Annotated in this window: 28 protein-coding genes and 5 tRNA genes; 16 read left to right on the top strand and 17 right to left on the bottom strand. The window is 43.9% G+C overall.

Going from position 1 to position 26836, the window contains the following annotated elements:
- Positions 1-15: 15 nt before the first annotated feature.
- The 13 genes from secE to dnaK form a co-directional block, all read right to left on the bottom strand.
- Positions 16-207 carry a preprotein translocase subunit SecE gene (gene secE / locus PSM36_RS14375; protein ID WP_019538911.1) on the bottom strand — a complete coding sequence of 64 codons (192 nt, stop codon included), beginning with the start codon at positions 205-207 and terminating at the stop codon, positions 16-18.
- A gap of 21 nt (positions 208-228) precedes the next feature.
- Positions 229-301: transfer RNA gene (locus tag PSM36_RS14370), tRNA-Trp, on the bottom strand.
- A gap of 106 nt (positions 302-407) precedes the next feature.
- On the bottom strand, positions 408-1595 hold the full coding sequence (tuf, locus tag PSM36_RS14365) for an elongation factor Tu (protein ID WP_076931508.1): 1188 nt from the start codon (positions 1593-1595) through the stop codon (positions 408-410).
- Between the two features lie 113 nt (positions 1596-1708).
- Positions 1709-1780, bottom strand: a tRNA-Thr gene (locus PSM36_RS14360).
- Between the two features lie 140 nt (positions 1781-1920).
- Positions 1921-1993: transfer RNA gene (locus tag PSM36_RS14355), tRNA-Gly, on the bottom strand.
- 121 nt (positions 1994-2114) lie between these two features.
- A tRNA-Tyr gene (locus tag PSM36_RS14350) sits at positions 2115-2197 on the bottom strand.
- Between the two features lie 24 nt (positions 2198-2221).
- Positions 2222-2295: transfer RNA gene (locus tag PSM36_RS14345), tRNA-Thr, on the bottom strand.
- Between the two features lie 107 nt (positions 2296-2402).
- Positions 2403-2699 (bottom strand): ribosome hibernation-promoting factor, HPF/YfiA family, encoded by a 297-nt coding sequence (gene hpf, locus PSM36_RS14340; RefSeq protein WP_076931507.1) that lies wholly within the window; start codon positions 2697-2699, stop codon positions 2403-2405.
- A 12-nt stretch (positions 2700-2711) separates the two neighbouring features.
- On the bottom strand, positions 2712-3602 hold the full coding sequence (locus PSM36_RS14335) for a tyrosine recombinase XerC (RefSeq protein ID WP_076931505.1): 891 nt from the start codon (positions 3600-3602) through the stop codon (positions 2712-2714).
- 57 nt (positions 3603-3659) lie between these two features.
- Complete coding sequence (rpsU, locus tag PSM36_RS14330) at positions 3660-3851, bottom strand: 30S ribosomal protein S21 (RefSeq protein ID WP_076931504.1); 192 nt, start codon at positions 3849-3851, stop codon at positions 3660-3662.
- 654 nt (positions 3852-4505) lie between these two features.
- Entirely contained in the window at positions 4506-5477 is a 972-nt protein-coding gene (locus tag PSM36_RS14325; protein WP_076931502.1) for a 3-keto-disaccharide hydrolase, read from the bottom strand.
- Between the two features lie 10 nt (positions 5478-5487).
- Positions 5488-5619 carry a hypothetical protein gene (locus PSM36_RS17760; protein WP_232001571.1) on the bottom strand — a complete coding sequence of 44 codons (132 nt, stop codon included), beginning with the start codon at positions 5617-5619 and terminating at the stop codon, positions 5488-5490.
- 160 nt (positions 5620-5779) lie between these two features.
- The gene (gene dnaK / locus PSM36_RS14315) at positions 5780-7690 is read right to left on the bottom strand and encodes a molecular chaperone DnaK (protein ID WP_076931499.1); all 1911 of its coding nucleotides are present in this window, start codon (positions 7688-7690) and stop codon (positions 5780-5782) included.
- A 281-nt stretch (positions 7691-7971) separates the two neighbouring features.
- Between dnaK and PSM36_RS14310 the strand changes: the two genes are divergently transcribed.
- The 9 genes from PSM36_RS14310 (at position 7972) to PSM36_RS14270 (ending at position 16545) form a co-directional block, all read left to right on the top strand.
- Positions 7972-9489 carry a DUF4301 family protein gene (locus PSM36_RS14310; RefSeq protein ID WP_076931497.1) on the top strand — a complete coding sequence of 506 codons (1518 nt, stop codon included), beginning with the start codon at positions 7972-7974 and terminating at the stop codon, positions 9487-9489.
- A gap of 30 nt (positions 9490-9519) precedes the next feature.
- Positions 9520-9804, top strand: a complete 285-nt coding sequence (locus PSM36_RS14305; protein WP_076931495.1) for a hypothetical protein — start codon at positions 9520-9522, stop codon at positions 9802-9804.
- A 217-nt stretch (positions 9805-10021) separates the two neighbouring features.
- Entirely contained in the window at positions 10022-12130 is a 2109-nt protein-coding gene (locus tag PSM36_RS14300; RefSeq protein WP_449421183.1) for an OmpA family protein, read from the top strand.
- A 48-nt stretch (positions 12131-12178) separates the two neighbouring features.
- Positions 12179-12352, top strand: coding sequence for a peptide deformylase (locus tag PSM36_RS17420; RefSeq protein WP_139233434.1), 174 nt, complete (start codon positions 12179-12181; stop codon positions 12350-12352).
- Positions 12353-12396: 44 nt separating this feature from the next.
- The gene (gene porD, locus PSM36_RS14290; RefSeq protein ID WP_076931493.1) at positions 12397-13302 is read left to right on the top strand and encodes a type IX secretion system protein PorD; all 906 of its coding nucleotides are present in this window, start codon (positions 12397-12399) and stop codon (positions 13300-13302) included.
- An 11-nt stretch (positions 13303-13313) separates the two neighbouring features.
- On the top strand, positions 13314-14975 hold the full coding sequence (gene recN, locus PSM36_RS14285) for a DNA repair protein RecN (protein ID WP_076931492.1): 1662 nt from the start codon (positions 13314-13316) through the stop codon (positions 14973-14975).
- A 3-nt stretch (positions 14976-14978) separates the two neighbouring features.
- Complete coding sequence (rlmB, locus tag PSM36_RS14280) at positions 14979-15716, top strand: 23S rRNA (guanosine(2251)-2'-O)-methyltransferase RlmB (RefSeq protein ID WP_076931490.1); 738 nt, start codon at positions 14979-14981, stop codon at positions 15714-15716.
- 80 nt (positions 15717-15796) lie between these two features.
- Positions 15797-16174 (top strand): RidA family protein, encoded by a 378-nt coding sequence (locus tag PSM36_RS14275; RefSeq protein WP_076931489.1) that lies wholly within the window; start codon positions 15797-15799, stop codon positions 16172-16174.
- Positions 16171-16545, top strand: coding sequence for a YccF domain-containing protein (locus PSM36_RS14270; RefSeq protein ID WP_076931488.1), 375 nt, complete (start codon positions 16171-16173; stop codon positions 16543-16545). The genes PSM36_RS14275 and PSM36_RS14270 overlap by 4 nt, the downstream gene beginning before the upstream one ends.
- Before the next feature lie 67 nt (positions 16546-16612).
- Here PSM36_RS14270 and tatC read toward each other — a convergent pair whose 3' ends face one another.
- The 4 genes from tatC to PSM36_RS14250 form a co-directional block, all read right to left on the bottom strand.
- Positions 16613-17434, bottom strand: coding sequence for a twin-arginine translocase subunit TatC (tatC, locus tag PSM36_RS14265; protein ID WP_076931486.1), 822 nt, complete (start codon positions 17432-17434; stop codon positions 16613-16615).
- A 152-nt stretch (positions 17435-17586) separates the two neighbouring features.
- The gene (locus PSM36_RS14260) at positions 17587-17790 is read right to left on the bottom strand and encodes a Sec-independent protein translocase subunit TatA/TatB (RefSeq protein WP_026327189.1); all 204 of its coding nucleotides are present in this window, start codon (positions 17788-17790) and stop codon (positions 17587-17589) included.
- A gap of 120 nt (positions 17791-17910) precedes the next feature.
- On the bottom strand, positions 17911-18945 hold the full coding sequence (locus tag PSM36_RS14255; RefSeq protein ID WP_317042215.1) for an endonuclease/exonuclease/phosphatase family protein: 1035 nt from the start codon (positions 18943-18945) through the stop codon (positions 17911-17913).
- A gap of 11 nt (positions 18946-18956) precedes the next feature.
- Positions 18957-20420: an aminoacyl-histidine dipeptidase gene (locus tag PSM36_RS14250; RefSeq protein WP_076931485.1), complete on the bottom strand. Its 1464-nt coding sequence runs from the start codon at positions 20418-20420 to the stop codon at positions 18957-18959.
- A 142-nt stretch (positions 20421-20562) separates the two neighbouring features.
- Here PSM36_RS14250 and PSM36_RS14245 point away from each other — a divergent pair, with 142 nt between their 5' ends.
- From PSM36_RS14245 to PSM36_RS14215, 7 genes are all read left to right on the top strand, one after another.
- Positions 20563-20784 (top strand): hypothetical protein, encoded by a 222-nt coding sequence (locus PSM36_RS14245; protein ID WP_076931483.1) that lies wholly within the window; start codon positions 20563-20565, stop codon positions 20782-20784.
- An 11-nt stretch (positions 20785-20795) separates the two neighbouring features.
- Positions 20796-21431 (top strand): OmpH family outer membrane protein, encoded by a 636-nt coding sequence (locus PSM36_RS14240; RefSeq protein WP_076931482.1) that lies wholly within the window; start codon positions 20796-20798, stop codon positions 21429-21431.
- Positions 21432-21522: 91 nt separating this feature from the next.
- Positions 21523-22698 (top strand): glycosyltransferase family protein, encoded by a 1176-nt coding sequence (locus PSM36_RS14235; RefSeq protein ID WP_076931480.1) that lies wholly within the window; start codon positions 21523-21525, stop codon positions 22696-22698.
- Between the two features lie 84 nt (positions 22699-22782).
- A complete protein-coding gene (locus tag PSM36_RS14230) occupies positions 22783-23391 on the top strand; it encodes a MarC family protein (protein WP_076932291.1) in 609 nt (202 codons plus the stop codon).
- Positions 23392-23557: 166 nt separating this feature from the next.
- Positions 23558-24841: a phosphopyruvate hydratase gene (gene eno / locus PSM36_RS14225; RefSeq protein WP_076931478.1), complete on the top strand. Its 1284-nt coding sequence runs from the start codon at positions 23558-23560 to the stop codon at positions 24839-24841.
- A gap of 287 nt (positions 24842-25128) precedes the next feature.
- Positions 25129-25686, top strand: a complete 558-nt coding sequence (locus tag PSM36_RS14220) for an RNA polymerase sigma-70 factor (protein ID WP_083711076.1) — start codon at positions 25129-25131, stop codon at positions 25684-25686.
- A 58-nt stretch (positions 25687-25744) separates the two neighbouring features.
- A complete protein-coding gene (locus tag PSM36_RS14215) occupies positions 25745-26755 on the top strand; it encodes a FecR family protein (RefSeq protein ID WP_076931477.1) in 1011 nt (336 codons plus the stop codon).
- Positions 26756-26836 lie beyond the last annotated feature (81 nt).

The raw sequence follows: 26836 nt of genomic DNA, 5'->3' as shown, positions 1-26836 counted from the left end.
TCTTTCTTTCAGATTTTATAAAATACCGTAGAGAAGCTTTAATATCCACTCAAACAGAGAATCCATTCCGAACACTATCAGGGCAATTATAAGGGAAGCAATCAATACAATTACCGTGCTGCCGGAGAGTTCTTCTCTGGATGGCCAGGATACCTTATGAACCAATTCATTGTAGGAATCACTGAGATATGCAACTATTTTTTTCATTTAATTCGGATAGTTTTTTTGCACGGGTCGAGAGACTCGAACTCCCGACACCTGGTTTTGGAGACCAGTGCTCTACCAACTGAGCTAGACCCGTGTATAAACCCCGCCTATTCCCATCCATATAGGAAGGTACATTGCAGGCAGGGTTTTTTATGTTACTTCTCCATCTTTTCCTGCGAAAAGGATAGGAGAGGGTTACTTTAGTCGATTAACTCAGTAATCTGTCCGGCACCTACTGTGCGGCCACCTTCACGGATAGCGAAACGGAGACCTACGTGACATGCTACCGGATAGATCAGGTCTACCTCAATAGTTACGTTATCACCGGGCATTACCATCTCTACTCCTTCGGGCAACTGGATCTCTCCGGTTACGTCGAGTGTACGGATGTAGAACTGGGGACGGTATTTATTATGGAAAGGAGTGTGGCGACCGCCTTCTTCTTTCTTCAGGATATACACCTCGGCTTTGAATTTAGAGTGAGGTTTCACTTTTCCGGGGTGAGAGATCACCATACCGCGTTTGATTTCGTCTTTGTCGATACCACGGAGCAACAGACCTACGTTATCACCAGCCTGTCCTTCGTCAAGGATCTTACGGAACATTTCCACTCCGGTGACAACCGACTTCTTGCCTTCTGCACCGAGACCAATGATCTGTACTTCTTCTCCTGTTTTGATGATACCTGTTTCGATACGGCCTGTAGCAACTGTACCACGACCAGTGATCGAGAATACGTCTTCTACCGGCATAAGGAACGGTTTATCCACATCGCGCGGAGGCAGCGGGATCCATGCGTCAACGGCATCCATCAGCTCCATAATTTTTTCTTCCCATTTGGGGTCTCCATTCAATCCACCGAGAGCAGATCCCTGGATAACGGGCGTATTGTCCCCATCGAAATTATAGAATGAAAGAAGTTCCCTTACTTCCATTTCAACCAGTTCCAACATTTCTTCGTCGTCTACCAAGTCCACTTTGTTCATGAAGACAACCAGCTTGGGAACGTTTACCTGACGTGCCAAAAGAATGTGTTCACGTGTCTGGGGCATCGGGCCGTCGGTTGCAGCAACTACGATGATAGCACCGTCCATCTGGGCAGCACCGGTAACCATGTTCTTCACATAGTCAGCGTGGCCGGGGCAGTCAACGTGTGCATAGTGACGGTTTGCAGTTTCATATTCAACGTGAGAAGTATTAATGGTGATACCTCTTTCCTTTTCTTCGGGAGCGTTGTCGATGGAATCGAACGAACGTACTTCAGAGAAACCTTTTTTTGCTAAAACGGTTGTGATAGCAGCCGTCAAAGTGGTTTTACCGTGGTCAACGTGGCCGATTGTACCGATGTTCACATGCGGTTTCGTCCGGGAAAAATGTTCTTTTGCCATAAAATATACTATTAATTAGTTTAAATAAATTATATATGCATTGTAATAAACAGTAAAACGCAAGAGACAGGACAATAAGCCTTTTCTTGAAATTCGTTGATCTATCTGTTTTGAGCCGATGGCGGGAATTGAACCCGCGACCTCTTCCTTACCAAGGAAGTGCTCTACCACTGAGCTACATAGGCGGAAAGAGCGTAATTCCCCGATAAGTATCGGGATTCCCTCCCGATTGGAGGTTCTTGCACGCTTCAGAGCCAGAGGACGGGACTTTCCGGTGATACCGGGATAATTTGCCACGAACCAGATTGTGCTCTCTTTCATTAAGAGCGGAAGACGGGACTCAAACCCGCGACCCTCAGCTTGGAAGGCTAATGCTCTATCAACTGAGCTACTTCCGCAATATTGATCCCGATGAACCGGGACAAATATTGATGATTTGTAGATTCCGATAAATCGGAACAGGTAATGCAGATTTGTTGATTAAATCAACTCATCATCAAATTATCACATCAAATCGGGTGGGCAGTGATGGATTCGAACCACCGAAGGCGTAAGCCAGCTGAGTTACAGTCAGCCCCATTTGGCCACTCTGGTAACTGCCCAACATTTCTTTTTTTATCTTTTCGAGCCTCTTGTCGGATTCGAACCAACGACCCCGAGATTACAAATCACGTGCTCTGGCCAACTGAGCTAAAGAGGCTTATATTCTTGAATTTAACCGCTTCTCTCCATATTTTAAGAGAGAAACGGTCGCAAAGGTAGTGATATTTTTTTTGATGCCAAAACTTTTGTCTGAAATTTTTGGCCTTATCTCTCCTTTTTTTCTTTGGTTTTGAAAATCTGTTTTTCGATTGCCACAACGCATAAGTCTATAGCTTCTTCGAAGGTGTCGGCTATTTTGTTGGCAAATGCCTCACTATGTCTGAGTTTCAATTTTACGGCTGCATCTTTGTTCTTTGCAGTCTCCGGTTTTACTACTTTCAGGATCACTTCTGCCAGGATGATATCATCGGAGAATCGTTCCAGCTTTTTGATTTTTTTCTCCACAAACGCTTTGAGTTGATCGGTAGCGTCAAAATTTACAGATTGAATTGTCAGTTCCATACTTTTCCTCCTTCATTTTTTTGCTCTTGGATGAGCGTATTGATATGCTTTTTTCAATTCTTCAAAAGTAACATGTGTATAGACTTCTGTAGATGCGAGGCTGGAATGCCCCAGTAATTCCTTTACAGCATTGATTTCGGCACCATTGTTCAGCATTTCAGTGGCAAAAGAATGGCGCAATACGTGCGGGCTTTTTTTAGCCAAGGTCGGGATGCTGTTGAGGTGATTGTGAATGACATTGTATACAAGTTTAGGATATAGGGGGTCTCCATCTTCCTTAACAAACAGAAAAGGGGATTTGTTCTCTATATCTGCATCCCTGGCAGCGATATATTCTTTCAGTTTTTCCTTTGTGGAATTGGAAAAAGGAATGATACGTTGTTTATTGCGTTTTCCTGTTACCCTTAATGTGCATGCTCCGAAATCTATGTCGGTATCCTTCAGGGCTATCAGTTCCGCCCGGCGCATGCCGGTCAGGTAGAGTAGCTCGACCAGGAAGCGGTCGCGGTGTCCCCGGAAATCATCGGAATATCCCAGTGGATCATCGATCACTTTTGTCATCTCCGGATCATTCACAAATGAGGGGAGCTTTTTAGCTACCTTTGGCCCTGTGACCGCTTCGGCAGGATTTTGTATGATTACACCTTTTTTTTTCAGGTACCGGAAAAAAGATTTTACCGCACTGAGTTTTCTGTTTACAGAGCGCGGTTTTATCCCTTGTTCCATGAGATGGCTCATCCATACACGGATATCGTCGCTATCGATGCGCGTTGGATCGAATGTGCTGTTTCCCTCAGTGATAAAATCCTCAAACTGAGTGAGGTCATCCAAATAAGAAATCTCCGTGTGGGAAGAGTAGTTCTTCTCAACACGGAGATATTGTATGAATTTTTCTTTCCACATTTCGTTAGTCCGTCGATGAACTACGAAAGTAAAGAAAATTTTTTGAAATCCGAAAATTTATTCTTCGTTTTGTTGCATTTGCTGCACATAAACGGCGTGTTGTTTACGTTTGCGTTTCTGTACCGAAGGTTTGATGAATGCCTGACGGCTACGCAGTTCTTTTACAACTCCGGTTTTCTCGTATTTACGTTTGAATTTCTTCAGGGCCCTTTCAATATTTTCGCCCTCTTTTAATTGTACTACTATCATATTTGTTGTTTGTTTAATTATTTCAATAAAATTGGACTATTTGAGTCACAAGTTCCTTGGTTTTCAATTCTCGCTATGGCATAGTCCAAGTATACTTAGTTGTTTTCTACGCTCGAAAGAGTTTACTCTGTACTCGCTTATCGAAAACATTCAAGCAGGCTTGACTCTGCTCATTTAGCTTAACGAAATAACTGCGGCTTCAGCGGTCAGTATTTCCTGCATACCGGACTGGACCCTTAATTCTCATCACCGCCCGTATACTTGCTTCCTGTTCAAACTTCAGTCCCCAGCACTGCAAATTTTTATTTCTTCTTTGCTCTGTTTCCGGTTGTACAATAACCTCCTCTCTGTTTCGGGCTGCAAAGGTAATAATAAAAATATAAATATCAATGATCTACGTGATAGTTTTTTTACAAGACTATCGCATTTCTCAAAAGGTAAGCCGTAGGTAATTATACGAGGATAGAAATGGGTTATTTTTCTTTTGTCTTTATGATTTTCAGAATAAGACCAAACTATACGATGTGCACAGTTTGTGAAAAACAAAAAAGCCGAAGAACATGAAAAAGTCATACTTTATCTGTTCTCCGGTTCTAATCTTTTCTGTTTAGTGAAGGAGGGTAATAGCTCCCGGGCCATAAACGAGAAACGGGATTATTTGGCGGGTGTGATCACTATATTGCGGAACTGTATGGGGCCATGGTCTCCCTGAAAATAAATCGGTCCCGGCTCAGCCTCGTTACTGTCGATGGCCCCACCCGTTATGCCGGGAATTTCCTGATTACTGATAATGGTGATTCCATTGGCTACAATCGTCACCATTCGCCCGATCAGTGTAATGTCGTATGTTTGCCATTCGCCGGGGCCTTTGGCTGCCATTTCACTTGGTGTAAGGAATCCGTACACGCCACCGAATGAATGGCTGTTGGGATGATCAGTAGGGGCATTGTCGAGGATCTGCACTTCGTAACGACCGCGCAGGTAAACCCCGCTATTACTATTCTTGTCGTACTTGAACTCGACATGCAACTTGAAATCGGTAAACTCCTGTTTGGAAATCAGGTTGGAGCCAGATTCCGGACTTATCAGCACTCCATCCTTTATTATCCACTGATTTTTCTTTCCGGAAGTCTTCCAGCCATCCAGATCCTTACCGTTGAACAATTGTATTGGCTCACCCCATTCCACATCTTTCTTTCCGGTCAGCCGAGGTGCCGGAACACCCGTAAAGGGATGTTTCTTCCCATTGACTTCGTGGATGATACCTTCAATCCGGTCTTTCGTTACGGTACCTTCTACACGTAAATCGTTATTGCTTCGCTCCCATTGTGGCGGAATGGCGAAATTGAATTTCCCATTGTCGAAATGGATTTTGGAAATCGGACGTGCGCTTCCACCCGTCGCGACAAATCGTCCGACCAGGGTTTCAAAACCCGATATTTCTACTTCCAACCACGAAGGTCTCTGTTTTCCACCTTGATCGACGGTGATATCCCATCTGCCCACCAATGTTCCGCCATCCACACTACCGGCTTCCGCCGGGGTCACCTGTGCATAACCGGAAACGGCAATCATACAACTGCTGGCAGCCAAACATATTACTGGTAATAATCTTTTGAACTTCATATTTTCTGTTTTATAGTGTATGTATTGTATCCCGTAAAGTTAATAAGTTTCCGGCAATTATTCGGTAAAAAGGGTGAGATTGTAACTTATTGTTCAGTATTATTTCAGCGGTTTCTATATTTCTGCTGTCTCCACTCCCCATTAAGTCAGCATATACCAGCAAGGGAGATACAGTATTTTTTTGTTTTATCTGTATTATAAAACAACTGGAGTATTTAAGTATTAAGTCTGAAAACAAAAACCGCAGTAAATCATACGTTTACTGCGGTTTGAAAATATTTGATTATCTATCTTGATGGGTCTTACTTGACCTCTTCAAAATCTACGTCGGTGACGTTGTCGTCGTTCGGTTGGTTGTTATCTTGCGACTGTGATCCTGCGTTGGCGCCTGGTTGCGGGCCGGCCTGGGCGTTGGTAGCATTGTACATATCCTGTGATGCTGCCTGGAAAGCTGTGTTCAATTCGGTGGTGGCAGCGTCGATACCTTCGAGGTTCTGCGCTTTGTGGGCTTCCTTCAGTTTGGTGAGGGCTGCTTCAATCGGCGCTTTCTTGTCGGCAGGTATCTTGTCGCCCAAGTCCGTTAACTGTTTTTCAGTCTGGAAGATCAGTGAGTCCGCATGGTTCAGCTTGTCGATGCGTTCCTTCTCTTTCCTGTCGGCTTCGGCATTGGCAGCAGCTTCCTCTTTCATCCGTTTGATCTCATCTTCACTCAGTCCTGAAGAGGCTTCGATACGGATCTTCTGCTCTTTACCGGTAGCCTTGTCCTTGGCGGAAACGCTCAGAATACCGTTGGCATCGATATCGAAGGTCACTTCGATCTGAGGTACTCCACGCGGTGCAGGCGGTATACCGTCAAGGTTGAATACGCCGATCTGTTTGTTGTCGCGTGCCATGGAGCGTTCACCCTGCAATACATTGATCTGTACGGAGGGTTGGTTGTCAGCCGCAGTCGAGAATGTCTCGCTCTTCTTCGTCGGGATTGTGGTGTTAGCGTCGATCAGCTTTGTCATCACGCCACCCAGCGTTTCAATACCAAGTGAAAGCGGGGTTACGTCGAGCAGAAGTACATCTTTTACTTCTCCTGTCAACACGGCTCCCTGAATAGCTGCACCAATAGCAACCACTTCATCAGGGTTTACTCCCTTATGCGGTTTCTTGCCGAACAGTTTTTCTACCATATCCTGTACGGCCGGGATACGGGTTGAACCACCCACAAGGATTACTTCATCGATATCGGAATTGCTCATTCCTGCATCCTTCATCGCTGTCAAGCAGGGCTGTTTACATTTCTGCAACAGGTCGTCGATCAGCTGTTCGAATTTAGCACGTGAAAGGGTTTTTACCAAGTGTTTTGGAATACCATTCACCGGCATGATGTAAGGCAGGTTGATTTCTGTACTGGTCGCACTTGAGAGTTCAATCTTCGCCTTTTCTGCAGCTTCTTTCAGACGTTGTAACGCCATCGGGTCTTTGCGGAGATCCACGCCTTCATCTTTCATAAACTCGTCTGCCAGCCAGTCGATGATACGATGGTCGAAGTCGTCACCACCAAGATGGGTATCACCATTGGTCGATTTCACCTCGAAAACACCGTCACCCAGTTCCAGGATGGAGATATCGAAAGTACCACCACCGAGGTCGAATACGGCCACTTTGGAGTCTTTGTTCTGTTTGTCGAGTCCGTAAGCCAATGCGGCGGCTGTCGGCTCGTTAACGATACGACGAACAGTGAGTCCTGCAATTTCACCGGCTTCTTTGGTAGCCTGGCGTTGTGCATCGCTAAAGTAGGCAGGAACGGTGATTACTGCTTCTTTTACTTCCTGTCCGAGATAGTCTTCGGCGGTCTTTTTCATCTTCTGCAAAATGATGGCGGAAATTTCCTGTGGCGTGTAAAGATGTCCGTTGATATCCACACGCGGGGTATTGTTGTCACCTCTTACTACTTTATAAGGTACACGCCCGATCTCTTTCTGTACCTGGTCGAAAGTCTCTCCCATGAATGTCTTGATGGAAGAAATTGTATTGTGGGGATTGGTAATGGCCTGACGTTTGGCAGGATCACCTACCTTACGTTCACCGTTATCCATAAAGGCCACCACCGATGGTGTAGTCCGTTTTCCTTCATTATTTGGGATTACAACGGGTTCGCTGCCTTCCATAACGGAAACACACGAATTGGTTGTCCCTAAGTCTATTCCTATTATTTTTCCCATAATTTGTTGTTATTATATTTGTTTTCTTTTTTCTTTCTGTTTTAATCTGTTGTTCAAAAATCCGCCGTCCATCACCGGTTCTTTTTTGACTCATTATTTCTTTCTCAAATGTTATGCCAAATTTTCGAGGCTGGGATATTTCTGCCAATATGACGGTTTAATTTTATAGTTTAAGTAATCTTCTTTTTGAGAAATAATATCTACCTTTGGTGAATAAAGTTTAAAAGATAGCCCTTGCAAAGGGGCTGGTCGTAAATATTACAATTCTAAACCCAAGCACTATGTATACACAACAAGACCTGGAATTACTGCGTGAAAAAGGGATCACTCAGGATCAAATCGATACGCAACTGAATTATTTCGCTACCGGATTTCCTTATCTTTCTATCGTTTCTGCAGCTTCCGTAGGGAAGGGGATCATGAAAGTAGGAGAAGAAGATGAAAAAGTCTACCTGGATGCCTGGCAGGATTTCCTGAATAGTGGAAAGAGAGTGACAAAATTTGTACCGGCTTCCGGGGCTGCCAGCCGTATGTTTAAGGATTTGTTTGCCTTTTGGGATGCTGATTATGATGTGCCGACCACACCGTTTGAGAAGGAATTCTTTGATAAGATACAGCAGTTTGCATTTTTCGGTTCGCTTGATGAGACATGTAAAGATTTATTTGCCAAAGATATCGCGACATTGTGTCAAGAAGGACGATATAAAGATGTAGTTTCTGCATTGCTCGATGCTGGAGGAATGGAATATGGGAGCTTGCCCAAGGGACTGCTTCTTTTCCATAAATATCCTGAGGGGAACCGTACCCCGGTGGGAGAACATCTTACCGAAGGGACATACTATGCCAAGAATAAAACGGGAGAGGTGAACGTGCATTTTACCGTGTCGGCAGAACATAAAGAGATGTTTGAACTGCTGGTGGCAGCCAGGAAATTGAATTACGAATTCAAACTGGGTGCTACCTTCTCGGTGTCGTATAGTATCCAGAAACCGAGTACTGATACTATCGCCGCGGATATGAGTAATCAACCTTTCAGGAATGAAGACGGCTCATTGCTATTTCGTCCCGGTGGCCATGGTGCGCTGATTGAAAACCTGAACGATATCGACTCTGATGTGATTTTTATCAAGAATATCGACAATGTGGTTCCTGACAGGCTGAAAGAGAATGAAGCACGTTATAAAAGGTTGTTGGCAGGTGTTCTTGTCACCATGCAACAACGTACACATGCTTATCTGAACCGGCTGGAATCAGGAGAAGCCACTGCAAAAGAGTTGGTAGAGATGCTGGCTTTTACCGAGGATGAACTCCTGATCTCCCATCCAGGGGCGTTTGCTTCTGAAAATGAGATGAAGCAATATCTGAGGAGAAAACTCGACCGGCCATTCCGTGTTTGTGGAATGGTGAAAAACCAGGGCGAACCGGGTGGAGGGCCTTTTATTGCCGTCAATCCCGACGGAACGGTTTCACTCCAGATATTGGAGAGTTCCCAGATTGACAAGGATGATCCTGTTGCCATGGAGGCATTCAGGAACGGTTCCCATTTTAATCCTGTGGATGTGGTGTGCGGTGTGAAGTGTAATCATGGAAACAAATACAATCTGACAAAATTTATCGATCGGAATACCGGATTTATCTCCTATAAATCGAAAAACGGACAAGAGTTGAAAGCGCTGGAACTGCCCGGATTATGGAATGGAGCTATGAGTGACTGGAACACCATTTTTGTAGAGGTACCCGTTTCCACTTTCAATCCGGTGAAGACCGTGAATGACCTGTTGCGGCCGGAACACCAATAGGATTCGTTTTACGATAATCAATCCCGCTGTATGCATAAGCCTGGTTTCATTCTTTTTCTTTTATTAGTTGCTTTCTTTTCATGCGACTATGAACCGTTGGCACAAGATCTGCCTTCGTTACAGGGTACAAGATGGAAATATGTCGAGTCTGAAGCAAGGGAGGATGGTACCGGTTATATCTATACTATACGCCTTCATTTCCGAGATGAGGAGACGGTGATTTCTCTGCATGAATTTGAAGAAAGGACTCAATTCGAGATCACGTCAGGAGAAGAAGAAACCAGATATATTTACCGGTATGACACCTCTCGGTAAGACAAGGCGTTTTTATTTTGGATAAAGAGGAGGCCGCTTCGTTTGAACTGAGGGGAAACCTTCTGTTTTTAACGATGGGACATTTCTCGAATGCGTATGTTTTTCGCAGGGAATAGCTATCCGCTTTTATAAGGAAAAAGAATGAGTGGGATATCGTAATACCGGATTTCATACAATATTTTTCTCAAAAAAACGTTTTACAGCCAAAACGACAGGCTTGAAACTTCGTATTTTATATATGCTATTGGCTGTAATATGGCTGCTGCTTTCGTGTGATCAGGCAAAACTGAGTGTCGCACGGGAGCAGTATCTGCGTGGAGAATACTATGCCGCCAGTGAAACCTACAGGAAGCTGTACCGTAATATATCCCGTGAGGAACGTGCACAACGGGGAATCATTGCTTTTGAGATGGCGGAGAACTATCGCAAACTCAATCAGTCCTCCCGTGCATTAGCTGCATACAGCAATGCTATCCGCTACGGCTATCCCGACACCATCATGTACTTTCACTATGCCCGGATGTTACATAGGGAAGGGAACTATGCGGGTGCGGCAGAAGCATATCGCCGATTTCTGACATTCAGACCGGAAGATCGGTTGGCTCTTACCGGATTACAAGGAGTGGAATTGGCTGTAGAGTGGAGTGAAAATCCTACTCGCTATGTCGTAGGGCGGATGGAATTGTTCAATTCTAACCGTGGAGAGTTTAGCCCGATGCTTTCTGCGGATGGGGGCCGGCTCTATTTTACCTCGTCGAGAGAAGAGGTGCTTGGTGAGGAGAAGAGTGCTATTACCGGTATGAAATACAACGACCTTTTTCGTTCAGTCAAAAATGTACATGGAGAGTGGCAAAGGCCTGAACGAATAAGTTCGGGTGTCAATACCGGATATGACGAGGGAACTCCTTCTTTCTCACCGGATGGGGAGTGGATGTATTATACTTTTAGTGATATTAATCCCAATAGGGGGACTACAGCAAAAATCTATCTTTCACGGTGGGTTAACGGTCGGTGGAGTGAAGGCCGGCCTCTTGAAATTGTGAAAGACGATTCATTATCCGTTTTTGCCCATCCGGCGATCTCCCCGTCGGGACGTTGGCTCTACTTTGTCTCTGATATGCCGGGAGGCCATGGGGGTAAAGATATCTGGCGGGCATCGGTCACGAATAATCACGAAATCCTTTTAGTAGAGAACTTGGGGCCGGATATCAATACGGCCGGTGACGAGCTTTTTCCCTATCTGCGTAATGATATCACACTCTATTTCTCTTCCGATGGACATCCCGGGATGGGAGGATTGGATATGTTTGTGGCGGTTGATTTAGAGTGGGAAAGAGGGAAAGTGGGAAGGTGGGAAGGTGATGGACTGGAGAGGCTTGTAGAGAGGAAGACTGGAGGGCAGAAGGGCCAGGTGACGGGGGAACGGGTTGACGGAGAGACTTGGAAACGAGGTAGCGAGGTGAAAGGGAGGTGGCGTGTGAATAACCTGGGAGCGCCTCTCAATTCGTCGGCCGATGATTTTGGCATCACGTTTGAGCCAAAAGGGGAGAAGGGATTTTTCAGTTCTAACCGGAATGATGTAAGAGGATATGATCATATATACTCTTTTGTCTATCCCGAAGTAACTGCCTGGATAGAAGGTTTTGTGGTGGATCCTGACGATGAATTTATTCCGGGTGCTGTTGTGTCTGTGGTGGGAAGTGAGGGATCACAACTCCGTTTTGTGACTGGGAAAGAGGGTGAGTATCGCTTTAAGGCCAATAGGGATACGGATTACCTGCTGATGGCTTCAGCCGATGGCTTCCTCAATCAAAAGCAGAGATTATCCCCCTCTTCTGAGGAAAAGGATACTCTATACTATGTGGATTTTGAGATGATACCTTATAATAAGCCGGTAATACTGGATAATATATTCTATGATTTCGACAGTGCTACATTGCGACCGGAATCAAAAGACGAACTGGGTCTACTGATAGACCTGCTAAACGAACATCCTTCGGTTGCCATTGAACTCGCTGCCCATACTGACCGGAAAGGTTCAGACGAATACAATTCCGATCTCTCCCTGCGTCGTGCACAATCGGTAGTGAACTATCTCTCCGCTCATGGCATCAATCCCCAACGTTTGTCTGCCCAAGGTTTTGGTAAAACCCGGCCGGTGAAAGTGTCGAAAAAAATGGCAGAACAGTTTGATTTCTTGAAAGAGGGTGATTTGTTGACCGAAGAATTTATTGAGACTCTTACGCTTGATCAGCAGGAAATTGCCGATCAGATCAACCGGAGAACATCATTCGAGGTGATTGATCTTGAATTTGGATTTCATTAATAGCTTGAAGAACTTAATTTGTTCGAAAGGATTTGCTACCTTTGGAGCATGATTTTTGTGGAATATTGGGATGAAAAGGGGAATTTTCATCGTGAATATCTGGAAGGATATAGCGGGAGTGAGACTTTTTCGGACGTGATCTTCCAGCATGAATATGGCCATCTTCGGGATATATTGTTCACGGATAAGTTTTGTCCGGGGATAGAACCGGAGTTGCAATAGCCCGGGAAGGTGGTTACGAGTAAGATGCCTGAGTATTAGTGAAGATGAGTCGACGAGAAAGATATAGCTGTTTGATACTTCTGTTTCTTGTGGTTGCAGGAATATTTCCTCTTTCCGGACAGGAATTGAATGCTATTGTAAAGGTGAACAGTTCCAGGGTTCAGGGTGCAAACAGGCAGGTGTTTAGTACCCTTGAAGAGTCGTTGCGGAATTTTATCAACGGGCGTAAGTGGACGGATAGCCATCTTCGGACGGATGAACGGATAAATTGTTCTTTTACATTGGTTATTACCGAGACGCTCTCTTCCGGTTCTTTTAAAAGCGAGTTGTATGTGCAGTCGTACCGGCCGGTAGAGAACAGTACTTATATCACTCCCTTGTTGAATATACGTGATACCGAGATGGAGTTCGATTATACCGAACACCAATCCCTGCAGTTTGATCTCAGTTTTATCCGGGAGAACCTGACGGCTACCATCGCCTATTATGCCTATCTGATTTTGGGGCTCGACCTTGACTCCCGGTCTTTACTGGAGGGTACCTCTTGTTTCCGTAATATGGAATTGGTTGCAACCAATGTACAATCTTACGGATGGAAAGGGTGGGATCGCCGCAACAATCGCAATCGCTCGGCTATCGCTGCCGCTTTTAATGATGGAGCTTTGGAAGAGTATCGGCAGATGTGGTTTGATTATCACCGGAAAGGGTTGGATGTGCCGGCCGGACATGGCAGGCCGGGATCAAAAGAAGTAGTTCCTTCTATATTGACTTTGTCGGCTTTGCAGGCGGAACGCCCGACCAGCGTATTGATAAAACTATTTGGCGATACCAAACTCGAAGAGATGGTAAACCTTCTTTTCAAAGCAGATGCCCCGGAAAAGAAACAGGCCTATGAGGCTCTTATGAAATTATATCCCGCCCGCAATACTGAATTGGGACGGTTGAGATAAGATAAAAGTATATGTTAAAGTCGCTATACATACAGAATTTTGCATTGATCGATTCTCTCAGGATCGGGTTTGATCCCGGCTTCTCGGTAATCTCAGGTGAGACGGGAGCCGGTAAATCGATTATTCTTGGAGCCCTTTCGCTGATCCTCGGGCAGCGTGCCGATGTGAAGCAGATCAAACAGGATGCTGAAAGGTGTGTCATAGAAGGTGTTTTCGATGTTTCGGCATATCATCTTGCCTCTTTTTTCGAAGAGATGGATTGGGTATATGATGGTGAAGAGTGTATTCTTCGCCGGGAAATATGGAGTAATGGGAAATCGCGTGCTTTTGTGAATGACTCCCCTGTCTACCTGAATGATCTGAAAGGGTTGGGAGACAGGTTGATCGACATCCATTCCCAACACCAGAACCTGTCGCTGAACGATAACTTTTTCCAGTTGAATGTGGTGGATCTGCTGGCCGATACAAGGAAAGAGCGTGCGGATTATGGAGAGGCTTATGCTGTTTATCGTGCTTCTGAAAGGGCATTGGGTGATCTCCGGGAGCAATCCCGTAAAAACCGGGAAGAGGAAGACTATCTCAGGTTTCAATATAGTGCACTTGAGGAGATGAATCTTCAACCCGGTGAACAGGCACAACTCGAAGAAGAACTGGAGGCAGTTTCTCATGCCGAAGAGATAAAGACAGGGCTTTACGCAGCTACTGCACTCCTGTCGGAAGAAGAGCGGAGCGTGGAGTCGATGCTGCGCACAGTGGCAGATACATTGCACAATGTGCAACGGTTTTATCCGAAATTATCCGAATTGGTTTCAAGGGTAGATTCTGCTTTTATAGAATTGAAAGATGTGCGTGAGGAAATCGCCGGTTATTTCGAAGAGGTGGAATTTGACCCCGGTCGAAGAGAGTTGTTGGAAGAACGCCTAAGTGCGATCTATGACCTGCAAAAGAAACATTCTGCCACTACAGTGGAAGAGCTGATTACTTTGCGTGACGAGATGGGGCGGAAATTGGAGAATATTGATTCGCTTGACGAGCGGTTGCAAGCGTTGGAGAAGGAGACCGGAGAGAAACGGGAGACCATGATGGCGAGAGCTGAAATGTTAAGTGTAAAAAGGAAGAAAGCGATACCCCGTATTGAGAAAGAGTTGGTAGAACGACTTGCCTACCTGAGGATGCCCAATGTGAAGTTTCAATGTGAGTTCAAAACCAAAGAGATGCCTGACGCGACAGGAGCTGATACGGTGCAGTTTCTTTTCTCTGCCAATAAGAATGTGGCTCCCCAACCTGTTTCTCAAATTGCTTCAGGTGGTGAAATGTCTCGTTTGATGCTGTGTATCAAATCGATGATTGCGGGAGCCACGTCATTGCCGACCATCATTTTCGATGAGATCGACACCGGAACCTCGGGCGAAGTGGCTGACAGGGTAGGAGCTATCATGGAAGAGATGGGCACACGGATGCAGGTAATCGGTATCACACATCTTCCGCAGATCGCATCCAAAGGAACAGCCCATTTCCTGGTGTATAAGGAGGATTTGGGCAATATCGTAACGACAAAAATAAAAGAACTGACACCCGAAGAGCGGATACAGGAAATTGCACGCATGCTGAGCGGTGCAGAAATTACGGAACAGGCGATCGAAAATGCCAAAGTGATGCTGAATAGAAACTAAAGTATGAAGGAAAAAGAGATGATCTTCGGCATTCGTGCCGTTATTGAGGCGGTGGAAGCCGGAAAAGATATGGACAAGGTGCTGGTAAAGCGGGAATTGTCGGGTGAGTTATTCTTGGAATTGCAGGAACTGCTCCGCCGTTATGAGATACCGATGCAGAAGGTGCCGGTGGAGCGGATAGACCGTATCACCCGGAAGAACCATCAGGGGGTGATCGCATTCACTTCGGCTGTTACCTACCAGAAACTGGAAAATGTAGTGCCGTTGCTCTATGAAGAGGGAAAAATACCGTTTATATTGGTATTGGATGGAGTGACCGATGTGCGTAATTTCGGTGCTATCGCACGTACCTGCGAGGTGGCGGGCGTGGATGCTATCGTAATACCCGAGAGAGGAAGCGTGTCGGTGAATGCCGATGCGATAAAGACCTCGGCCGGTGCATTGCATTCTATTCCTGTCTGCCGTGAAAAAAGCCTGAAAGAGGCCATCGTCTTTCTTAGAAACAGTGGAATAAAAGTGGTGGCTGCCACTGAAAAGGCTACCTCCTTTTACACTGGGACAGATTTTTCTGTGCCGGCCGCCATTGTAATGGGATCGGAAGATGCCGGCGTGGCTCCCGAGCACCTCCGTATTTGTGACGAACTGGTGAGGATCCCTCAATCCGGGACAATCCAGTCACTCAACGTATCCGTTGCGGCTGGAGTGTTGATCTATGAGGTGGTAAGGCAGAGGAATATCTAGTGTGGCAATGTTACTAATATGCCAATCCCGATGAATCGGGACAAGTCGTGAATAATGGGACTAACTTGAATAATAAAAAGATGAAAAAAATAATTTCAACTGACAATGCGCCTGCGGCTATAGGCCCCTACAGCCAGGCTATTGAAGCCAACGGGATGCTGTTCCTGTCGGGTATGTTACCTATTGATCCATCGAACGGAAATATTGTTCCTGGTGGTGTGAAAGAGCAGACCACTCAAATATTCAGGAATATAGAAGCAGTGCTGACAGCAGCCGGCGTTACGATGGATAATATTGTGAAAACGACGGTATTTCTGGATGATATGTCGCTGTTCGCGGAGATGAACGAAGTGTATGCTACCCGTTTCACCGGTACTTTTCCGGCTCGTTCGGCCTTTGCAGTAAAAGCTCTCCCGAAAAATGCACTGGTAGAAATAGAAGTGATTGCCGTAAAATGAAGACTTTGGGAAATATTATCTGGGTAGTATTCGGTGGCGTTTTTATCGCCATTGAATACCTGTTGGGCAGTGTGGCGCTGATGGTCACTATTATCGGCATCCCTTTTGGACTCCAATCGTTGAAACTTGCCGAGGTGGCACTATGGCCTTTCGGTAAGAAGGTGGTGCAAAAAGAACCATCTTCAGGATGCCTCTCTTTTCTGATGAATGTAATCTGGTTTTTTGTAGGCGGAGTCCCTATCGTACTCACTCACCTGCTGTTCGGTCTGCTGTTTTATATTACCATTATCGGTATTCCTTTTGGCAATCAGCATTTCAAACTGATGAACCTGGCACTCACTCCTTTCGGAAGAACGATCGTAAACAAGTAGATCGGACAGTTCTTGTTTTACCTGAACAAGTGTGCTAAGGTTTCTATAGGGCCAACATCAGAGACTTCTACTCGAATACAGCCGGGAGATTTTCTTCTTCTTCAGGTGGATCTTTCTTTACCATAAAGGCACTGATCTCCCAAAGCATATAAATAGGTACGGTCACCACGAAAAGGGAAAAAGGATCACCTGAAGGAGTGATCAACGCAGCAGCCAAGAGTGAGCCGACCACGGCATGGCGACGGAATTTCCGGAAAAAAGAACGGTAAATCAGTCCAAGTTTGGATAACAGCCAGAATACCAATGGCATTTCGAATACCAACCCCATAATCAGGATAAGGGTATAGAAATTGTTCATATAAGAGTCGAGCGAGATCATATTCTCTATGGATTCGCTTAATTCAAATGTGATAAGGAAGCGGAATATTAAAGGAAATACCACGAAATAACCCACTAAGCAGCCTATTATAAACATGAATCCCCCAAATCCAAAGACAGTTTTTACTCCTTTCGCTTCATTCTCATAAAGTGCAGGGCTGATAAATTTCCATAACTCATATAGTATATAGGGGATGGTGCAGAGTACGCCAAACATCAACGACGTAGAGATATAAGTCATAAACTGAGTAGTCATGTTTATATTTAGCATCTCTACGGAGAAGGAGTCGGCTGAGAAATCAGGCAAAAAAGGAATATATTCACTTACTTTCTCAAAAAAACGATAGGTGACAAAATCGGACGAACGGGCAGCAAGTATAACTGAGTCGAAAATATGGGGTATAACGATGAATCCGACAACAGAGAAAGCGATCACGGCAATAATAACACGAATAATGGTCCATCGGAACTCTTCCAGATGATCCCAAAAAGACATTTCCTTCTCTGACATTTCTATCTGCGCTATATAATAAATATATAAACAGCCGGAGACAAACGGGTTTAACCGGTTTTGCCTCCGAAATTATAACTCTTATGGTACTGATAATAGCATGAAAGACCTCCCCTGATGTGATAATCTGGCAGGTTTCTTTCGGGTGCTATTTAATTATTAGATGATGAATTATTTTCTGTCGGTTCGGCCTTAATATCTTCTTCAATATCCTTTAGTCCTTTTTTAAAGCTATTGATGCCTTTTCCAAGACCTTTCATGAATTCAGGTATTTTTTTCCCTCCGAAAAGAATCAGAATAACCAAAACTATAATAGGTATTTCCCATCCGTTTAAGTTGATAAGTAATGGATTCATAAGTGCGTTATGTTTAATTTGTTTATACGTTCAAATTGCTACGAAATACAAATATAGAACTTATTTATGGATATAAAGAAAAATATTATGATAAAGTTTGAAAAAATATGCAAGGCCTGTTTAATGATCTTCTAAAATAAGAATCAGATCCATATAAATGGGCAGGTGATCACTGAATCCACCTATATAGCGTGGCCCTGCACTTGTCCTGTAAGGTTTTTTACCGTAATACCTTTCATCATCTTCCAACAGGAAATCGGCTTTGAAGAGATGCGCTTCATTGTTCTTTACGTAAATATGGTTCTCTTCCATTAAAAGATTTCCGCTGACGATAAATTGATCGAGGATCTCCCATTTTCCCTGATATTTATAAGAGCCGAATTCGGGTTCTTTTGAGCGGTGATAGAAAAGGTTATACAACTGATTCTTCTGGAGTGGTGGCATTATGCTTTTAGCTTTCAATATTTGAGAAAGACTTTTGTCTTCGGGATGGTCATTGAAGTCACCCATAATAATGATATGGGGATTTTCCCGGAGAGTAAACAGGCTGTCTGCCTTGTCTTTCAGAAGAGCTGCCGCCTCTATGCGTGCGGGCTCGCTTTCCCGCTGTCCACCGCTGCGTGAGGGGAAATGGCAGACGAAAATGTCGAGGAGGTTTCCATTGAGTACCTCTCCGGTGACGTGAAGAATATTGCGTGTCGGCCTGATTTTTTTGCTTCTGAACTTTATTTCGTATTCGCTGGTCTGTAAAGGTTTGAATTGATCACGCTGATAGAGCAGTGCCACATTGATCCCCCGATCATCAGGCGAATCGGTAATAATATAATCATATTCCTGTGCCCGCAAGGGTGATCGTTTTGTGAGGTCGAAAAGCACTGAGTCGTTTTCTATCTCGCACAGCCCGATTAATGCAGGAGATTGCATACCGCCGACAGCTGTAATCACACGGGTAATATTCCGCAGTTTCTCCCAATACTTCCATGGTGTCCACCGCATAAAACCATCCGGTAAGAAATCGTCGTCCTCCTTCAACGGGTCATCATGTGTGTCGAACAGGTTTTCTACGTTGTAAAACATAATACGGAAGTCGTTTTGTGCAACGACCCCCGTAGTATGGATAATCAGTAGAAGACTGAGAATGAAGAAATGGCGCATTGTTTTAGGGTTTATTTCTCCGCCGGCATATTTTCCAGGATCTTTACCAGGAAATCCCAGAATTTACCCACGGAAGAGATCTTCATTTTTTCGTCGGGTGAATGTACATCGGTCATATCCGGCCCTATGGAGATCATGTCGAGATGAGGATATTTTTCGAGGAATAACCCGCATTCAAGACCTGCATGGATAGCCTTTACTTTAGGGCTTTTCCCGAACAGTGCTTCATACTCTTTTTGCGCATGTTTCAGAATATTGGAATCGGGATTGGGTTGCCATCCCGGATATCCGTCATTATGGGTTATTTTTGCACCGGCCAGTTCAAATACAGAGGATACCATATTCACCACATACTCTTTCTGGGACTCGACGGAACTGCGCTGGCTGGAACCGACTTCAACCAGGTGATTGTCAATCATCTTTACAGATGCCAGGTTGGTCGATGTCTCTACCAGTCCGGGGATATCGTAACTCATGCCGATAACACCATGGGGACAGGCATACAACGCGCTAATCAGTTTCTCGGTAGTCTTCTTGTTGATCACTTTTGAAGGGATCTGTACAGACTCAAGTTGAATGTCGAGACCGGGATCGGTATGTTTGTATTCTTCTTGTACCTGAGCCAGAAAAGTATTTAGTTTCACCCTTATGTCTTCTTTGTATTTCTCTTTTACTCCCAGAAGTGCGTATGCTTCCCTGGGAATGGCGTTATGTAGATTTCCCCCACCAATTTCGGAGAGGGCCATGCCATATTTTTTTCTTGTAATGGAGTGCAGAAAGCGGGTGAGTATTTTATTGGCATTGCCCAGTTTTTTGTCGATATCACTACCCGAGTGACCACCACGCAGCCCTTTTACTTGCACCTTGAACCAGAAATATTTCTTTGGTACATCTTTTTCCTTGTATTTGAAATAGGCTTTCGTGCCTTTTCCCCCCGCACATCCTATATATATTTCACCTTCCTCTTCCGTATCGAGATTGAGCAGAATACTACCTGTGAGAAGATCTTTGTCGAGCGAATTAGCGCCTGTCAGTCCTGTCTCTTCATCCACAGTGAAGAGCGCTTCGATTTTACCGTGACTAATATCATCGGCAGCCAACACAGCTAACTGGGCAGCCACACCTATACCATTGTCAGCTCCCAGCGTAGTGCCGTTTGCTTTTATCCAATCACCGTCGATAATTGTCTCTATGGGATTATTATCGAAATCATGCGTCACATCTGAATTTTTCTCGCAAACCATATCCACATGCGATTGCAGGATCACCGTAGGAATATTCTCTTTACCCGGAGTGGCGGGCTTGGTTATTACTATATTGCCGACTTTGTCCTGCTTTGCTTCTAAACCATGTTCACGGGCAAAATCGAGCAGATAGGCGAGGATTTTCTCCTCTTTTTTAGATGGTCTTGGAATTTGTGTGATCTGGTAAAAATAATTCCAGATGGCGGAAGGTTGTAAATCTGTTATCGTCATATTATTTTATTTTAGATGGCTTATAGAGTGGGTAAAAGTACAAGAAAAATGGTGGATAGACAAAAATTTAATATCTTTAATTCCAAAAAATATGGTTTAATTGGCTAATTAGAGTATCTTTGCGGCATCAAAAAACATCATTATGATAAAAATACTCATTTTAGGCTTTGCTATTCTGTTTATTGCTATTCTATTGATGGGGATACGTGTTTTCTTTACCAAAAAAGGAGAGTTTCCCAGCCTCCATATTGGTGATAGCAAGCCTTTACAGGATAAAGGAATCCATTGTGCCACATCCCAGGACTCGGAGATAAGCAGAAGAGAAAGTCCGATAGAAAAAATGTTGAAATCAGAAAATATTTAAATCTCTCAAAAATGAAGAATTCTACTCCTTACATCGTCAGCGGAGTGTTGGCGGTCGCAATCATTATTCTTTACGTTTTACATTTTACATCCAAACCATCCACCGGCAGATCCGCACAAAAAGATCTTACTACTTTGCTTAACGACTCTTCCATTACATTGCCAATCGGTTATGTGAATGTGGATTCATTGTTGATGAATTATAATTTTGCCAAGGATCTCAACGAATCGCTGTTGAGAAAGCAGGAGAGTACCCGGGCAACGTTGAATCAGAGGGAGGGGCAGATTCGTAATGCTGCTGCCGATTTTGAGCGCAAACTACGTAATAATGCATTCTTAAGCACGGAAAGGGCACAGCAGGAACAAAACCGGATAATGCAGATGGATCAGGAATACCAGCAGTTGGCCGAACGGTTGACACAGGAATTTATGATAGAGCAGGAAAAACTGAATATCCAGATGGAAGATACCATCAGGGCAAGAATGAGGGAATTCAACCGCGACAAGCATTATGAAATTATATTCAGCAACAGGACCACCAGTACGATCCTGCTTGCCGAAGACAAATATGACATTACCAACGAAGTGGTTGAATTTTTGAATAGTAAGTACGGTCCAGCCACAGCAGCTGCTACTTCGGGAAAATAATCCTGTTTCACAGTTTTTAGGACAGGGTAAAAGGGGATGTCACTATGTGATTTTGCCCTTTTTTTCTTGGTAGAGGTCTTTATTCCAAAAAATGAAGCATTGGAAAACATATATCGAAAGGCAGAAAACGGAATACCTACACACCATCATTCCGCCTGAGACAGCAGCGGAAATAGTCGTGGTAATTCCCTGCTACAACGAACCCGCCCTGTTTGAAACATTGGAAAATCTCTGTGCTGCCGATCGCCCTGATGCAAACGTGTTGACGGTGGTTATACTCAATTCGGGTGTGCTTGCTGGTGAGGAGGTTGTGGCGCAGAATAGGATTTCTTATGAAAAGACCAACCTGTTTGCAGAGCGTTATAATGAAGATAGTTTCGTCTTTTTGCCGTTGCTGTTCGAAGATTTACCGCGAAAACATGCCGGTGTGGGTCTGGCACGAAAAATAGGGATGGATCTGGCAGTGGAGCATTTTCTACGTAATGAGAAGCCGCGAGGTATAATTGTTTCCCTGGATGCTGATTGTACGGTCTCGTCCAATTTCCTGATAACTATATGGGAGGCTTTCTCCCGTGATAAGTCACTGAATGGCACCATTCATGATTTTCGTCACCGGGTAGAAGCAGGTAGCCCTCTGACGGAAGGCGCAGCAAGGCAGTATGAAGCCTATATCCGTTATTTTCGGTCGATGTTGGAATATACAGGCTTCCCTTATTATTGGCACACGATTGGATCCGCATTTGCAGTGTCGGCAGACGCCTATGTGCGTGTGGGAGGTATGGGGCGACAACAGGGAGGGGAAGATTTTTATTTCCTGCAAAAGGTATTTGCTCTTGGGAATATTCGCGAACTGAAAGATACAACGGTTTTTCCAATGGCACGACTTTCCGATCGGGTTCCATTTGGAACAGGACCCTCATTACAAAAAATTGTAAATGAACCGGATGGTAATGTGAGAGCCTATTCGAAGAGGGCGTTCGAAGAATTGAAACGACTCTTCGATATGAAAGATGGCTTCTTTGGGAAAGATACGCAAACGGTAGAAATAATGATAGCTGGTCTGCACCCGTCATTGCTGCAATTCTTGCGGGAAATCGATTTCCTTACGCTTGTCAGGGATTGTAATGAGAACAGTGCTTCCCTTGCTACATTCCGGAAACGTTTTTTTCATCATTTCAATGCGTTCAGGACTATCAAATACCTGAATCAGGTACATCCCGAACCTTTTCCTTATGAAAGTTTTGCTACGTTGGTTGACAAATATTAGGCATCATTTTGCTGATTGGCTGATATTTTGTATTTTTGCGAGCAAAAGGTAAGATATCTCTTTCATAATTCTAAATCGGATTTTATGACAATGCTTAACGGAGTTGAAATTATTAGTGCTTTTTTGGTTCTGTTTGCAATTATCGATGTAACAGGAGCAGTCCCTATCTTTCTGAATCTAAGGAGTCAGGACAGAACGATCCATCCCGAAAAAGCAGCTTTCTATTCACTTCTGATTTTAGTAGGTTTTTTATTTGTCGGAGAATGGATATTAAAACTTTTCCAACTTGATATTTCAGCTTTTGCCGTTGCCGGTGCTGTTGTGCTATTAATTCTTTCCATAGAGATGATTTTTGGCGTAGAGATATTTAAGAATGATAGTACCTCTACCGATAATTCCTCTACGTTGTTCCCGGTTGTCTTTCCTCTGATTGCCGGACCGGGAAGCTTTACCACCCTACTTTCCATGCGTGCTGAATTCCATATTGTGAATATCATTATAGCGGTGATACTGAATCTGGCCATCGTCTATTTGGTATTGCGATATCTCGATCTGGTAAAGAAGCTGTTGGGAGAGAGTGGTGCTTATATCCTCCGCAAATTTTTTGGAGTCATCCTCATGGCTATATCAGTGAAATTACTTACTTCCAACCTGTCTGCACTTATCTCAACTGTAAACGGTGTGGCCGCATAATTGGTATTATCAGCATTTTAATTGAACTTTCTACTTCGATACAGCCCAAAGTAGCAAAAATATAGCTATATTTGCAGGTCAGAAATTCTGACACCCCATTACGGAAATCAGGTTATTTTCCATCAATTAGGATTTTCAAATTAATCTATTTATAAAATTCAACAACATGAGAATTGTAAGTGTTTTAGGACGGGAAGTTTTGGATTCAAGAGGTAATCCAACCGTTGAAGTAGACGTGTTGACAGAATCGGGTGCGTTTGGACGTGCCGCTGTTCCATCAGGAGCTTCTACAGGAGAGAACGAAGCATTGGAACTCCGTGACGGAGACAAAAGCCGTTACCTGGGAAAAGGTGTGTTGAAAGCAGTAGCAAACATCAATGATACTATTGCTCCGGCACTGTTGGGTATGAATGTATTGGAACAGACCCAGATTGATGCCAGATTACTCGAACTGGACGGTACAAAAACAAAATCCAACCTTGGTGCAAACGCTCTTCTGGGTGTATCTCTCGCAGTAGCAAAGGCTGCGGCTAACTATCTCGGTCTGCCGCTTTATCGTTACATTGGTGGTACCAACACCTATGTATTGCCTGTTCCCATGATGAATATCATCAACGGAGGTTCTCATTCCGATGCTCCCATCGCATTCCAGGAATTTATGATCCGCCCTGTTGGTGCCAGCTCTTTCAAAGAAGGATTGCGTATGGGTGCCGAAGTATTCCACGCATTGAAGAAAGTGCTTCACGACAAAGGCCTCAGCACTGCTGTTGGTGATGAGGGTGGTTTCGCTCCCAACTTGAGCGGAGGAACCGAAGAAGCCCTCGAATCGATTCTGACCGCCATCAGGAATGCCGGTTACGAACCGGGTAAAGATGTGATGATAGGGCTTGACTGTGCTTCTTCTGAATTCTATAAAGACGGCGTATATGACTATTCCAAATTTGAAGGCCCGAACGGTAAAAAACGTACTCGCGAAGAGCAGGTTGCTTACCTGGAAGAACTGATCACCAAATATCCTATCGACTCTATTGAAGATGGTATGAGTGAAAACGACTGGGAAGGATGGAAATTGCTTACCGATAAGATTGGCAGCAGATGCCAGTTGGTGGGTGACGACCTGTTCGTGACCAATGTTGAGTTCCTTGAGAGAGGTATCAAAGAGGGTTGCGGAAACTCTATCCTGATCAAGGTGAACCAGATCGGAACGCTTACAGAAACGCTGAATGCTATCGAAATGGCACACAGGAACGGATATACCAGTGTAACTTCACACCGTTCAGGTGAAACCGAAGATGCTACCATCGCCGATATCTCTGTGGCTACCAACGCCGGACAGATCAAGACCGGTTCTTTGAGCCGTTCAGACCGTATGGCCAAGTACAACCAATTACTCCGTATTGAAGAGGAACTGGGCGACCGTGCTGTTTACGGATACAAGAAGATCAGATAATAATTTTCTTGATACATACTACAATATGAGCCATCCTTCGGGATGGCTTTTTTATATCTGTACTATCGTTTTTTATCCTGTGAAAGTTGTAGTTACAGGTTTTTCCAAAAACTACATTTTGAGACTAATCATTAAATTTGGACAGCGGTTCAAAATATTATAACTTTGCGTCCGTCGGAACAAATTTCACATCCCTTGCCACAGAGATTTTTCCTGAGAAAGAATTTGCATTCATTGAAGAAAGGGCTGGTTCAGTTTAATTTATACTACCGAAAATAAGTCCATAGATGAAAGACAGGAACAAAGAAAATAGTCTCGCATCTTTCAGAATTTATTACGAGGCAAACGTATCGCCACTGATATTGTTTGCCCGGCGTTTTGTTTCTGTGGAAATGGCTGAAGATATCATACAGGATATTTTCCTCGATATATGGGATCATTCCGAAATGAATGAAAAGTTACCTTCCCGTTCTTATTTATTTATGGCTGTCAGGAATAAATGCCTGAATATCCTCATAAGGGAGCAGGTGAAAAAAAACTATATAGAATCAACCGAATTGGATAACCGCATTTTAGGCCTTGGTTATTACGACTCTTTTGAAAAACAGATCATAGATAAAGAAGATATGCAGTATATCTATGACGAGATTGAGAAATTACCTGAAAAATGCCGGATTATTTTTAAAATGGCCTATTTTGAAGAAAAGAAAAATGCAGAGATTGCAGAGATTCTTGATATTTCCATCCGTACTGTGGAACACCAATTGTATCTGGGATTAAAGACATTACGAGTTCGATTTACAGGCAATGGTAAAAAAGGTTTATTTTTTTTATTTTTCGTTTAAGTAAATATGCACGGCATCTTGTCTTATCTATATAGAAGACAATCATACTACTAAAAAGATGTTGCCGATAACTGAAGAAATAATTGTCCGATCCATCCAGAAAATTGCTACTCCGGAAGAAATGGTCATTCTCAACAAATGGTTGAAGGAGGAGGAAGGACATATAGCATATTACTGCCAACTCGAAGAGATATGGAACTCAGGGAAAAGTTTATCCGAAGAAGCTGTTCATAGTGGTTGGCAGATACTTGCCGGAGAGATTGACGCACGTTCACAGAGATGTCAGCCGCTTATTGCCCCGCTTAAAAAACGAAAGATTGGTTGGTTTCGTTACTCCGCTGCTGTATTTATAGGCGTGCTGATTGCCTCAGCCGTTTGGATGACTCTGTCCGACACCTTGAAAGAACCACAGCAACACATCCTTGTACAAAATGTGGTTTATAATAAGGCCGGTGTACAATCCATTGTTTTGCCCGATCATTCTGAAGTGTGGATGAATGAGGATACCCGGTTAACCTATCCGGAAAAGTTTACGGAAGAAAAGCGGTCGGTATCTTTGGAAGGAAAAGCTTATTTTGATATTCGTAAAGATCCGGAGAGACCATTTACTGTGCGCATCGGAAATGTGGAAATAGAGGTTACCGGAACAGAATTTTTTGTAGAATCCGGTCTGGAAGAACCATCATACATAACCCTGATTTCAGGAGGGATTAATCTAAATTATAAAGATAAAGAAGGAAAAAACTTGTCGACTCCTCTTGTTCCCGGGGAGCAAGCTCGTATAAACCGATTAAATGGCAGTGTGGAAATTGAAAATATCGATACCAGTTATTATATTGCCTGGAAAGACGGAACTTATAGGTTTACGGATGAACCTTTGGGGAGAATCGTACCCTTATTGGCTAAGCATTTTGATCTGGATATCCATATCGCTCCATCTTTGAAAAATAAAAGATTTACCGGTAGGGTCATACCGGGAGAGAATATAGAGGATGTTTTGAATTCAATCGGGAAAAGTTATCCGATCAAATACCGGATTTCGGAAGGAAATATCTATATCGATGAATGATAATATTTTATGTTTAATTCAATAAAAAAGTAATGCCTATGGGGAAAAGTGAAATTAGCCTTATTTGAAGTAATTTAAAAA

It is taken from the genome of Proteiniphilum saccharofermentans (assembly GCF_900095135.1).
GTDB lineage: Bacteria > Bacteroidota > Bacteroidia > Bacteroidales > Dysgonomonadaceae > Proteiniphilum > Proteiniphilum saccharofermentans.
The sequence above is the reverse complement of the archived record's forward strand: the minus strand, read 5'-3'. Positions and strand labels throughout refer to the sequence as shown.